Source organism: Aureimonas sp. Leaf454 (assembly GCF_001424685.1).
Taxonomy (GTDB): Bacteria; Pseudomonadota; Alphaproteobacteria; order Rhizobiales; family Rhizobiaceae; genus Plantimonas.
Window position 1 is genome coordinate 146,878 of the sequence record NZ_LMQT01000021.1, and the last position, 12,484, is coordinate 159,361.

The 12,484-nt window shown below is 68.6% G+C and carries 10 protein-coding genes; 5 read left to right on the forward strand and 5 right to left on the reverse strand.

Features of this window, described 5'->3' with window-relative positions; genetic code table 11:
* Positions 1 to 6: 6 nt before the first annotated feature.
* Entirely contained in the window at positions 7 to 2,325 is a 2,319-nt protein-coding gene (locus ASG43_RS16000) for a glycoside hydrolase family 3 N-terminal domain-containing protein (protein WP_056507164.1), read from the forward strand.
* A gap of 36 nt (positions 2,326 to 2,361) precedes the next feature.
* On the opposite strand, the gene ASG43_RS16005 is transcribed toward ASG43_RS16000, so the two are convergent.
* The 5 genes from ASG43_RS16005 to ASG43_RS16025 all read right to left on the reverse strand — a co-directional run bounded on the left by ASG43_RS16005 (position 2,362) and on the right by ASG43_RS16025 (position 8,071).
* Positions 2,362 to 3,540: a Gfo/Idh/MocA family oxidoreductase gene (locus ASG43_RS16005; RefSeq protein ID WP_056507167.1), complete on the reverse strand. Its 1,179-nt coding sequence runs from the start codon at positions 3,538 to 3,540 to the stop codon at positions 2,362 to 2,364.
* A gap of 27 nt (positions 3,541 to 3,567) precedes the next feature.
* Positions 3,568 to 4,620 (reverse strand): sugar phosphate isomerase/epimerase, encoded by a 1,053-nt coding sequence (locus ASG43_RS16010; RefSeq protein WP_056507444.1) that lies wholly within the window; start codon positions 4,618 to 4,620, stop codon positions 3,568 to 3,570.
* Between the two features lie 244 nt (positions 4,621 to 4,864).
* Positions 4,865 to 5,641, reverse strand: a complete 777-nt coding sequence (locus ASG43_RS16015; RefSeq protein WP_244488134.1) for a carbohydrate ABC transporter permease — start codon at positions 5,639 to 5,641, stop codon at positions 4,865 to 4,867.
* Positions 5,642 to 5,723: 82 nt separating this feature from the next.
* Positions 5,724 to 6,674 carry a sugar ABC transporter permease gene (locus ASG43_RS16020; RefSeq protein ID WP_056507171.1) on the reverse strand — a complete coding sequence of 317 codons (951 nt, stop codon included), beginning with the start codon at positions 6,672 to 6,674 and terminating at the stop codon, positions 5,724 to 5,726.
* Between the two features lie 98 nt (positions 6,675 to 6,772).
* A complete protein-coding gene (locus ASG43_RS16025; protein ID WP_056507175.1) occupies positions 6,773 to 8,071 on the reverse strand; it encodes an extracellular solute-binding protein in 1,299 nt (432 codons plus the stop codon).
* A 196-nt stretch (positions 8,072 to 8,267) separates the two neighbouring features.
* Here ASG43_RS16025 and ASG43_RS16030 point away from each other — a divergent pair, with 196 nt between their 5' ends.
* The 4 genes from ASG43_RS16030 (at position 8,268) to ASG43_RS16045 (ending at position 12,371) form a co-directional block, all read left to right on the forward strand.
* Positions 8,268 to 9,476, forward strand: coding sequence for an ROK family transcriptional regulator (locus tag ASG43_RS16030; protein WP_056507178.1), 1,209 nt, complete (start codon positions 8,268 to 8,270; stop codon positions 9,474 to 9,476).
* Positions 9,477 to 9,504: 28 nt separating this feature from the next.
* Entirely contained in the window at positions 9,505 to 10,602 is a 1,098-nt protein-coding gene (locus ASG43_RS16035) for a Gfo/Idh/MocA family oxidoreductase (RefSeq protein WP_056507181.1), read from the forward strand.
* 25 nt (positions 10,603 to 10,627) lie between these two features.
* Complete coding sequence (locus tag ASG43_RS16040; protein WP_056507447.1) at positions 10,628 to 11,269, forward strand: ThuA domain-containing protein; 642 nt, start codon at positions 10,628 to 10,630, stop codon at positions 11,267 to 11,269.
* Positions 11,270 to 11,363: 94 nt separating this feature from the next.
* Entirely contained in the window at positions 11,364 to 12,371 is a 1,008-nt protein-coding gene (locus ASG43_RS16045; protein ID WP_056507184.1) for a Gfo/Idh/MocA family oxidoreductase, read from the forward strand.
* Positions 12,372 to 12,484: the final 113 nt, after the last annotated feature.

A 12,484-nucleotide genomic window follows, 5' to 3' on the forward strand; every position in this document is an offset into this window, starting at 1 on the left:
GCCGCTATGCCCGGCCGCCGATGGGCTCGCCGCCGTGTTCTGAAGGCCGCCGCCGGCCTGGTGGCTGGCCCAGCGCTGCCCGTTTCCGCGTCCCTTGCGGGCTCCTCGCGGGGCACGCCGCCGGCCGTGTCGTCGGCATTGGGGCGCATCGATGCCCTGATCGCGGACATGACGCTGGAAGAGAAGGCCGGGCAGCTGTCCTGCTTTTCCGACCAGATCCGCCCCGTCGGCATCGCCTTCAATCCCGATCTTCCCCGCGGCGGTGCGGACGAGCAGCTGGCGCGCATCCGGCGCGGGGAAATCGGGATGCTTTTCAACGGCGTCGGCGTGTCCGGCGCCCGCGCGGCGCAGGATGCGGCCGTGAAGGATTCGCGCCTGAAGATCCCGCTGATCTTCGCCGGCGACATCATCCACGGTCTTCGCACCGCCTATCCCCTTCCGCTGGCGGAGGCCTGCGCCTTCGATCCCGACCTCGCCATGCGCACCGCCCGTGCGGCGGCCGAGGAGGCGACGGCGCTCGGGCTCCACTGGACCTTCGCGCCGATGGTGGACGTGGCGCGCGACCAGCGCTGGGGCCGCGTGGCGGAAGGCTCGGGCGAGGACGTCCATCTCGGCACCCGCCTCGCGGTCGCCCGCCTGCGCGGCTTCCAGGGCGAGGATCTTCGCGATCCCACGAGCCTTGCCGCCTGCGCCAAGCACTTCGCCGGCTACGGCGCGGTGTCCGGCGGCATGGAGTACAATTACACCGAGATCTCGCCGGGCACGCTGCGCGAGGTGCATCTTCCGCCCTTCGAGGCCGCCGTCGAGGCCGGCGTCGCGACGATCATGTCGGCCTTCAACGACGTCGAAGGCGTGCCGGCCTCCGCCAATCGCTGGCTGATGACCGACCTCCTGCGCGACGCCTGGCGCTTCGGCGGCCTCGTTGTCGGCGATTACGCCGCCGACGAGAACCTGATCGCCCACGGCTTCGCCGCGGACGGGCGGGATGCGGCGAAGAAGGCCTTTCTCGCCGGCATGGACATGTCCATGCAGTCCGATCTCTTCAACCTCTGGCTGCCCGATCTCGTTCGGGCCGGCGAGGTGCCGATGGAGAGGCTCGACGCGGCCGTGCGCCGGGTGCTCGCGCTGAAGGAGGCGGTCGGCCTCTTCGACGATCCCTATCGCTCGCTCGACGAAGCGGCCGAGCGGACCCGCGTCGCGACGCCGGCCATGCTGTCGCTCGCCCGCGAGGCTGCCGCGCGCTCCATTGTGCTTCTGAAGAACGATGGGGTGCTCCTGAAGAGCGACGGCGCGCTCCTGAAGAACGACGGCGCGCTCCTGCCGCTTCCCGCCGATCCCGGCCGCATCGCCCTCATCGGCCCCTTCGGCGAGGATCGCGACAACGTGGTGGGAACCTGGGCCTTCATGTCCGATCCCGGCCTCGACGTCTCGATCGCCGAGGGTCTTCGCGCGCGCGGGATCGAGCCGGACGTCGCCCCCGGCTGCGGCGTCGACGAGATCCTGCAAGGCGGCGTCACCGCGGCGATCGCGGCGGCGCGGCGCTCCGACGTCGCGATCCTCGCGCTCGGCGAGGCGCAGTCCATGTCCGGCGAGGCGCAGGCGCGCACCGAGATCACCATTCCAGCCCCGCAGCTGGCGCTCGCCACGGCCGTTCTCGCCGTCCAGCCGCGCACGATCGTGCTCCTGCGTCATGGGCGAGCGCTCGCGTTGGAGGGCGCCGTCCGCGATGCGCCTGCGATCCTCGCCACCTGGTTCCTCGGCTCGCAGAGCGGCCACGCCATCGCCGACATTCTCTTCGGCGCGGTCAATCCCTCGGCCAAGCTCGCCGTCAGCTTCCCCCGGCGGAGCGGGCAGCAGCCGTTCTTCTACGATCACAAGGCGACCGGCCGCCCCGCCTCGAACGCTCCGGGAGAAGAGTACAAGGCGCGCTATCGCGAGACCAAGAACGAGGCGCTCTACCCGTTCGGCCACGGGCTCGCCTATACGAGCTTCGAGATTTCGGGCGTGACCGTCCCCGAGCGCATGGGCGAGCGGCTGGAGATCGGTGCCGTCGTCACCAACCGGGGGCCTTGCGCCGGCGCCGAGGTGGTGCAGCTCTACATCCACGATCGCGTGGCGAGCCGCACCCGGCCGGTGCGGCAGCTGAAGGGCTTCGAGCGCGTCGAGCTCTCGCCGGGCGAGTCGTCGAGCCTGCGCTTCACGCTGAGGCGGAGCGATCTTCGATTCTGGAGCGAGGACGCCTTCGTGATCGAGCCCGGCGTCTTCGATCTCTGGGTCGCGACGGATTCCACCAATGGCGAGCGGCGGAGCTTCGTCCTGGATTGAGCGGCTCGGCTGTCCGAGGAAGCCCCGCCGCGCGGTTCAGCGACGGAGCCGGGTCCAGACGTTGCCGGCCTTGGAGGAGGCCACCGCCGCTTCGATGAAGCGCATGCCCTCCAGCCCGTCCTCGACGCTCGGATAGGTCACGGCCCCATCCGGCGCGCCGCCGCTGCGCGCGGCGACGATCGCCTCCGCCGCCTCCGAATAGATCGTCGCGAAGGCTTCGAGATAGCCTTCGGGATGGCCGTTCGGAATGCGCGCGACGCGCGTGCCTTCCGCCCAGGCGCCCGCGCCGTTGCGCGTGAGGAGTTGCTTGGGCTCTCCGAACCGCGTGAACCACATCTGGTTCGGGTCCGCCTGGACCCATTCGAGCCCGCCCTTCTCGCCGTAGACGCGCAGCTTCAGCCCGTTCTCGTGCCCGACGGCGACTTGGCTCGCCCAGAGCATGCCGCGCGCGCCGCCCTCGTAGTGAAGGAGGATCTGCACGTCGTCGTCGAGCCGTCGTCCGTCCACGAAGGTGGTCAGCTGCGCCAGGAGTTCCTCGGTGCGCAGCCCCGTGACGAAACCGGCGAGGTTGTGGGCATGGGTGCCGATGTCGCCGATGCAGCCGCCCGCGCCGGAACGGGCCGGGTCCGTGCGCCATTCCGCCTGCTTGGAGCCGGCCTCCTCGGCGCGCTCGGTCAGCCAGTCCTGGGGATATTCGACCTGCACGAGCCGGATGCGGCCGAGTTCGCCCGCCGCGACCATCGCTCGTGCCTGCCGGATCAGCGGATAGCCCGTGTAGTTGTGCGTCACGGCGAAGACGAGGCCGGTCTTCTCGCGAAGGGCGACGAGCTCCTCGGCCTCTTGGACCGTCAGCGAGAGCGGCTTGTCGCAGATGACGTGGATGCCGGCGTCGAGAAAGGCCTTGGCGGCCGGCGCGTGGAGGTGGTTCGGCGTCACGATCGAGACGACCTCGATCCCGTCGGGGCGCGAGGCCTCGGCCGTCGCCATCTCGGCGAAGCTCCGGTAGCTGCGCTCGGGCGCGATGCCGAGCCCCTCGGCCGACCGGCGCGCGCGCTCCGCGTCCGAGGACAGCGCTCCGGCAACGAGCGTGTAGCGGTCGTCGATCCGGGCCGCGATGCGGTGGACGGCGCCGATGAACGCGCCCTCTCCGCCGCCCACCATGCCGAGGCGGATACGGCCGGCGGCAGTCTCGTTGCGGCTGCTTTCGATGGTCATGGGAGTCTCAAGCCTTCTTCCGTCCGTTCACAGTCCGAGCATCCGCCGGTTCGTCGCCTCGTCGACGCCCGAGCCGGCGAAATCGTCGAAGGCGCGCTCCGTCACGCGGATGAGATGCGCCTCGATGAAGGGCGCGCCTTCCCGCGCGCCGTCCTCCGGGTGCTTGATCGCGCATTCCCATTCCAGCACCGCCCATCCATCGAAGCCGTATTGGGTGAGCTTGGAGAAGACGGCGCCGAAATCCACCTGCCCGTCGCCGAGCGAGCGGAAGCGCCCCGCCCGGTTCGCCCAGGATTGGAAGCCGCCATAGACGCCCTGCCGGCCGGTCGGATTGAACTCGGCGTCCTTGGCGTGAAAGGCGCGGATGCGCTCGTGATAGATGTCGATATAGGCGAGGTAGTCGAGCTGCTGCAGCACGAAATGGGACGGATCGTAGAGAAGGTTGGCGCGGGCATGCCCGCCCACTCGCTCCAGGAACATCTCGTAGGAGACGCCGTCGTGGAGGTCCTCGCCCGGATGGATCTCGTAGGCGACGTCGACGCCCATCTCCTCGGCATGGTCGAGGATCGGACGCCAGCGCCGGGCGAGCTCGTCGAAGGCGGCTTCCACGAGTCCGGCCGGGCGCTGCGGCCAGGGATAGACATAGGGCCAGGCGAGCGCGCCCGAGAAGGTCGCATGCGCCTTCAGTCCGAGATGGCGCGACGCGGTCAGCGCGCGCTTCACCTGATCGCTGCCCCAAGCCTGCCGCGCGGCGGGGTCGCCGCGCACCTCGGGCGCCGCGAATCCGTCGAAGGCGAGGTCGTAGGCGGGGTGGACGGCGACGAGCTGGCCCTGGAGATGGGTCGAGAGTTCGGTGATCGCGAGGCCGTGCGCCCCCGCGACGCCCGCGATCTCGTCGCAATAGTCCTTGGATTCCGACGCGCGCTTCAGATCGAAGAGCCTGGCGTCCCAGGTCGGGATCTGCACGCCCTTGTAGCCGAGCCCGGCCGCCCATCGGCAGATCGCCTCGAACGAGTTAAACGGCGCATCGTCGCCCGCGAACTGGGCGAGAAAGATGCCCGGTCCCTTGATCGTCTTCATCGCCATGCCTGTCGCTCCCTGTGTGGATGCCGGTTCCCGGCCGGTGGTCGCAGCCGCGCCGGTGCGCGTCGAGGACGGTTCGGGTGCGCGACGCCGTCGCCGGGCGCGCTCGAACCATGGTCTCCCACGCGGCGGACGACCTCCATCGTCCGCGCGCCGCCTGTTCGATCATGACGCCGAGACCGAGGCAACCGTCTTGCGGCCCTCGGCGGGCCTGAAAGGGAAGAAATTTGAGTTACGTGCCTCAACCCTTGACCGCGCCCGCCGTCAGTCCCGCCACGATGTGCTTCTGGGCCGCGAAGAAGACGATGACAGTCGGCAGGATCGTCAACGTGATGAAGGCGAGCACGAGCTGCCAGTCGGTCGAGAACTCGCCCTGGTAGATCATGATGCCGAGCGGCCAGGGAAACTTGTCCTGACTGTTCAGCATGATCAGCGGCATGATGTAGTTGTTCCAGCTGTTGACGAAGGCGACGATCGCGACGGTGGCGAGGATCGGCCGCGAGAGCGGCAGCGTCACGTGCCAGAAGAAGCGGATGTAGCCGCTGCCGTCGACGAAGGCGGCGTCGAAGAGTTCGCGCGGCACGTTCTTGAAGAAGTTGCGCAGGAGCAGGATGCTCATGCCGAGACCGAAGGCGACCTGCGGCAGCACGACCCCGAGATAGCTGTCGAGAAGGCCGAGATCGCGGATCCGGATGAAGAGCGGCAGGATCGCGGTCGCGATCGGGAACATCAGTCCGACAAGGAAATAGTTCATCAGGAAGCTCGCTCCGAAGAACCGGATGTGGGCGAGCGTGAAGGCGGCCATGGAGGCGGCGGCGACGGTCAGGACGACGGTCAGCGTGGCGATGAAGAGCGAGTTGCCCAGCATCTGCCAGTAGCGCTGGCTGGACAGGATGTCCCAGTAGTTCGCCCATTGCCATTCGGCCGGCAGGCCGAACGGATTGACCCGGAGGTCGCCGAGCGACTTGAAGCCGCCGATCGCCGTCGTCAGGAGCGGCACCAGCACCACCGCCGCCATGATGAAGAGGCTGGCATAGAGGTAGAGCGTGACGACGAAGCCCGGCCGGCGCCGGCTCTCGGAATAGGAAGGTTCGGCTCTGTCAGTCATGGCGCATGAAGATCCGTCGGTAGCCGAAGGCGATGGTGACGCAGATCACGAAGAGCACGACGCCGATGGCGCTGCCGAAGCCGACCTTCATGCGCGTGACGCCGTAGGTGTAGAGGAAGGTCACCATGGTCTGGGTCGAGTTCGAAGGCCCGCCGCCGGTGAGCGGCATGATCATGTCGAAGAGCTGCAGCGATCCGATGATCGAGAAGAAGACCGACAGGCGGATCGTCGGCGACAGCAGCGGCAGCGTGATGCGGCGGAATTTCTGCCAGCCGGTCGCCCCGTCGATGTCGGCCGCCTCGTAGAGCGACTTGTCGATCGACTGCAGGCCCGCGATGAAGAGCATCATGTGGAAGCCGAAATACTTCCAGATGACGACCGCGAGCACGGCGTAGATCGCGAGGTCGCGATCGGCCAGGACATAGGGCGTTGCGATGTTGAGGAGGCTCGCGATCGAGGCGACGAGGCCGTAGTCGCCGTCGTAGATGAAGCGCCAGATCAGGCCGGCCGCGACGTCGGCGAGGACGTAGGGCAGGAAGAACACCAGCCGGAAGGCGGTCGCGCCGGGAATGCGATGGGCGACGAGCGTGGCCAGCCAGAGCGCCAGGGGCAGCTGGATGAGCAGCGAGACGAGAATGATCAGCCCGTTGTTCGTCAGCGCCGTCCGGAAGGCGCCGTTGTTGAACAGGATCTCGAAGTTGCGGGTGCCGACGAAGGTCTCGGGATCGCCGTAGCCGCTCCAGTCGAACAGGCTGTACCAGGCCGCCTCGCCCATGGGCAGGATGACGAAGACGGTGAAGAGAAGAAAGGCCGGCGGCAGGAAGAGGACGAGCACCGGCAGGACGCCGCCGATGTTGCGGTAGCGCGCCGGGCTCGATCCCCGCGAGGTCCTCGCGCCTGCGATGAGGGGGCTCTTGGCCGGGAGAAGTCCCGCTTGCGCCATGACCGTCTCGTCCTTTCGCGTCATCGCCCGGAAGCGGTGGTGGCGGCGAGGCGGGCCGAAGCCCGCCCGCTCGTGCCTTCGTGCCGTTCGACCCGGGCTTACTGCAGCTCGAACGCGTCCTGGATTTCCTGGCCGGCCGCTTCCGGCTCCATCTGTCCGGAAACGATCTCGACGGTGACGTCGTTGACGACGCGCCCGACGGAGGGGCCGAGATCCTGGTCGAGGAAGAGCTGGTGATAGGGAGAGGCGGCCAGATCCGCCGCAAAGCCCTTGACGATCGGATCCTTGAGGCCTGCATCCGCCCCGGCGGCTGCCGGGATCAGCATGCCGGCCTCGGCCATCGTCCGCTCCGCTTCCGGCCCGGTGAACCAGCGCACGAAGTCGAGCGCTTCGGGCTTGGCGTTGCGCGAGACGGCCCAGCAGTTGACGCCACCGAAGGTCTCGGTGCCCTCGGACGCGCCGCCCGCGACCGTCGGGAAGCGGAACGTGCCGATCTCCTCGCGGGGAATGCCTTTGCCGTCGGCCGCCGCCGCGCTCTGCCGGCCGGCGGAATCGTCGAAGGACAGGAGCATCGCCGCCCGCCCGTCGCCGAACAACGCGAGCGTGTCCTGCCAGCGCGTGCCGAGATAGCCGGGCTGGAAGGGCTCCATCGCGCCGAGATCGCGGAGCCTGGTCGAGGCCTCGACAAAGGGCGGCGCGGAGAAGCCGCCGTTCTCGCCGGCCTTGGCCGACGTGAAGGCCGCCTCGCCGCCCAGCCGGAGCGCCAGATAGGACCAGTAGAAGTGGAGCGGCCACTTGTCGCCGCCGCCGCCCGCGATCGGCACGATGCCGGCGGCCTTCAGCTTTTCCACCGCCGCGGTGAAGTCGTCCCAGGTCTTGATCGCATCGCCGTCGACGCCGGCCTTGGCGAAGAGCGCCTTGTTGTAGAAGAATCCGATCACGCTCATCTTCAGCGGGACGCAGAGCGTCTTGCCATCGATCGTGACGCCGGCGACGGAGGCCGGAATATAGGACTTCGCCCAGGCGCCGCCGTCGGCTTGCATCGCCGCGGTGAGGTCCTGGACCGCGCCCGCCTCGGCCTGCGCCTTCAAAACGCCGCCGGACCAGCTGTAGAAGAGATCCGGCGCGTCGTCCGATTGCAGCAGCGTCGGCAGCTTCGCCTTGAAGGCTTCGTTCTCCAGGAACTGGAGGTCGATCGTGATCCCGGGATGGGCCGCCTGATACTGATCGGCGAGGTCGCGCCAGATCTTGGCGTAGTTCGGGTTCGCCTCGACATGCATGAGCCGCACGGTCGTTTCGGCGAGAGACGGACTGGCCAACGCGGTGGCGAGGCCGGCCGCCAGGAGGCAGCGGGCCAGAATCCTGCGCGGATACCGGGCTGGGTTGGACTGCGTCATCGGAACCTCCCTGCTGGCTATTTTTATCGCCTCGCGGATTAAATACGTCGCTATTTTGCTAAGGTGTCAAGCGACAACCTGTGCTGCATTGCGGAACTGGTGGCGATTGCGCAGCTTGGAAGCGTGTTTAAGCCATTGACACGTGCAGCCTCAGCCGTCTTATTTCCGTGATCCGCAATTAAAGCCGGCTGACGAGATGAAGACGGGCGATCCCGAACTGATGCGCGTGATCAACCGCTTCCACATCCTCGACCTCATCCGGAGGTACGGGCCGATCTCGCGCGTCGAAATCTCGCAGCGGGGCGAGCTGTCCTCCACCACCGTTTCGGCGATCACCGGCGCCCTCGTGGAGGACGGCATCATCCAGCCTGTCCCGGTCGGCGGCATTCACGAGCCGGCGCGCGGCCGGCCCCGCGTCATGCTGGAGCTGAACGCCCGGGCCGCGCGCGTCGTCGGCCTTCGCATCGGTCCGCACCAGATCGCCGTCGCCGTCACGGATTTTCGCGGCGACGTTCTCGCCCATCTCGACCTGCCGATCCGCGTCCGGCGCCAGTCCGTCGCGACGGTCGCGGACCTTGCCGAAGACGCGGTGCGGCGCGCCGTGGTCGATGCCGGACTGACGCTGAAGGAGATCGACAGCGTCTGCGCCACCATGTCCGGCATCGTCGAATACGGGATGGGCCGCGTGCGCGTCAGCCCGATCTTCGCCGAACGCGACGTCGCCTTCGGCGAGGCGCTCGCTTCGCGCCTCGCCGTTCCCGTCGTAGTGGAAAGCGAGGCGAACGCGCTGGCGCTGTCGGAGCACTGGTTCGGCGGTTCGCGCGATCTCGGCGATCTCGCGGTTCTCTCGCTCGAACAGTCGATCGGCCTCGGCATCCTCCATGGCGGACAGGTCTTCCGGGGCGTGCACGGACTCAGCCACGACATCGGGCGCATGGTCGTGGGAACGCGCCCCGACGGCTCGCTCCTGCGCCTCGTCGACGTCGCGTGCGAACAGGCCGTGCTGGACGGGCTCGCCGCCGACCCTTCCGTGCGCGATGCCGCCCATGCCGGGCTCGGGCTTCGCCATGCGGTTGATCGGCTCGCCCGCGCCGATGCCGGCGTCGTCGATCTCGTGGAGCGCGCGGGACGCGCCGTCGGCATCGCGCTCGCCAACGTCGTCTCGCTCTTCTCGCCGCCGCGCGTTCTTCTCGCGGGTTCGCTGCTCCATCTCGGCGCCCCGTTTACCGGTGCCGTCGCCCGGAGCTTTTCCGAAACGGTGGCCGAACCGCTCGGCGAGGTGACCGAGATCGTCGTCGATCCGCCGCGCGACGCCCGACGGCTGGGGCAGGGCGCCGCCGCCATCGCGCTGTGCGAACTCTACGGCTCGCCCTGGAACACCACGGGCCCGGCGCGTCCGGCCTGACCATCCATCGATCTCGGGAGGATCATCCATGAAACCCGTCGGTATCGGCGTCATCGGCTGCGGCAATATCAGCGCGGCCTATCTGAAGGCCGCCAGGAGCTTTCCCATCCTCGACATCCGCGCGCTCGGCGATGCCCGTCCGGAGGCGGCCGAGGCGCGGGCGGCCGAGTTCGGCGGCCGCGCGCGGCCGGTCGCCGAGATCCTCGCCGATCCCGACATCGAGATCGTCCTCAACCTCACCATTCCCGCCGTTCACGTGGAGGTCGGGCTCCGGATCGTGGAGGCCGGCAAGCACGCCTATTCGGAAAAGCCGCTCGGCATCGACTATCGCGATGCGCGGCGCCTGACCGATGCGGCGGCGGCGAGGGGCGTGCGCATCGGTTGCGCGCCGGACACGTTTCTGGGCGGCTCGCATCAGGCGGCGCGCGCCTTCGTCGATGCCGGCCATCTTGGCCAGCCGATCGGCGGCACCGCCTTCTTCATGTGCCCCGGCCACGAGCGCTGGCATCCCGATCCCGCCTTCTACTACAAGACCGGCGGCGGCCCGATGCTCGACATGGGCCCCTACTACATCACCGATCTCGTCAATCTTCTCGGACCCGTCGCGCGTGTCGCCGGCCTGTCGCCCGAGCCGCGCCGCCAGCGCACGATCACGAGCGCGCCGAGGAACGGCGAGACGATCGAGGTCGAGGTGCCGACCCATGTCGCGGGCGCGATCCAGTTCGCGAACGGCGCCGTCGTCAACATGGCGATGAGCTTCGACGTCGCGGCGCACAAGCACCTGCCGCTGGAGATCTACGGCACGGAAGGCTCGCTCGTCGTGCCCGATCCGAACTATTTCGGCGGCGAGGTCGCGTTCCGGCGCAAGGGCGAACCGGACTGGAGCCCGGTCGAGGTGACCCAGCCCTATGCCGACGGCAACCACCGCTCGCTCGGCCTTGCCGACATGGCCGCCGCCATCCGCGCGAACCGGCCGCACCGGGCGAGCGGAGACCTCGCGCTCCATGTGCTGGAGGTGATGGAGGCCTTCGGCCGTTCCAACGCGACGGGCCGCTTCGTCGAGATCGAGACCGCGCCGGCGCGTCCGGCGCCGCTCGATGCCGACGCGCCGCTCGACCGTCTTTGATCCCGACAATCCGAGGAGCAACATCATGAAGGAAGCACTGATCGTCTGGGGCGGCTGGAGCGGCCACGAGCCCCAGCAATGCGCCGAGATCGTCGGACGGATGCTCGAGGAGGAAGGCTTCAAGGTCTTCACCGAGAACACGACCGAAGCCTTCGCCGATCCCTCGATCCGCGAGCTGTCGCTGATCGTGCCGATCATCACCATGGCCAAGATCGAGAAGGAGGAGGTCTCCAACCTCCTCGAAGCCGTCAAGGGCGGCGTCGGCCTCGGCGGCTATCACGGCGGCACCGGCGACGCCTTCCGCGACCAGCCCGAATACCAATTCATGATCGGCGGCCAATGGGTCGCCCATCCCGGCAACATCATCGACTACACGGTCGACGTGACGCGGCCGGACGATGCCGTGATGGCGGGGATCGCGAGCTTTCCCTATCGGTCCGAGCAATATTACATGCATGTCGATCCCTCCAACGAGGTGCTCGCCACCACCCGCTTCAACGGCGACCACGCCGAATGGATCGACGGCACGGTGATGCCGGTCGTCTGGAAGCGGCGCTACGGGAAAGGGCGCGTGTTCTATTCCTCGCTCGGCCATGTCGCTTCGGAGTTCGAGGTGCCGCCAATGCGCGAGATCCTGCGGCGGGGCCTCGTCTGGGCCGCGGCCTGAAACGCCCGCACCCCCTTGCCTCGACGCGTTTCGGGCCAACTTGGCCCCTTGCGCCGGGGCGGATCTCCGCCGCCGGGAGGGGAGACGTCCAGCCATGACGAAACGCGTGAAGTGGGGCGTGCTTTCGACCGCCCAGATCGGCCAGAAGCACGTCATTCCGGCCATGCAGATGGGCGAGCGATCCCAGATCGTGGCCGTCGCCTCTCGGGACGAGGCGACGGCGCGGAGCGTCGCCGATCGGTTCGGCATCGAACGCGCCTACGGCTCCTACGAGGCGCTGCTCGCCGATCCCGACATCGAGGCGATCTACAATCCCCTTCCGAACCATCTCCATGTGCCCTGGACGATCAAGGCGCTGGAGGCGGGCAAGCACGTCCTGTGCGAGAAGCCGGTGGCGCTGACCGCCGAGGAGGCCGCCGAACTCGTCGCGGCGCGCGAGCGCACCGGCCGGCTCGTCGGCGAGGCCTTCATGGTGCGCCATCACCCGCAGTGGCGGGTGACGCGCGATCTCGTCGCGGGCGGGCGCATCGGCGAGGTCCGCGCCATCCAGACCGCCTTCGCCTATTTCCTCGCCGACCCGACCAACATCCGCAACAAGGCCGATATCGGCGGCGGCGGGCTCTACGACATCGGCTGCTATGCGATCAACACCGCGCGGTACCTCTTCGGCGCGGAACCCCGACGCGTCGTCGGGGCCTTCGACATCGATCCCGCCATGGGCACGGACCGCATGATGAGCGGCCTCGCGGAGTTCGAGGGACCGCGCCATCTCGCCTTCACCTGCGCGACGCAGCTCGCGCCCGCCCAGCGCGTCACGATTCTCGGAACCAAGGGCCGGATCGAGGTGGAGATCCCCTTCAACGCCCCGATCGACCGCCCGACCCGCATTCTCGTCGACGACGGCCGCGATCTCTTCGGCTCCGGCCGCGAGGTGATCGAATTCCCCGTCTCCAACCAGTACACGCTGCAGGGCGACGCCTTCTCCGCGGCCATCACGGAGGGCCGAAGCCTCGAATGGGGCATCGAGGACGCCGTCGCCAACATGCGCGTGATCGACGCCTTCTTCCGCTCCGGCCGCTCGAACGGCTGGGAGACGCCTTGACCGCGAAGGCGACGGTGCCCGACGCGCCGGACGCCAAGGCGATCGCGATGGACGAAGCGCGCCCGGCCCTTTAGGCAGGCGTCGCGGGCCGCGTCGTCCGCGTCAGCGGAGGC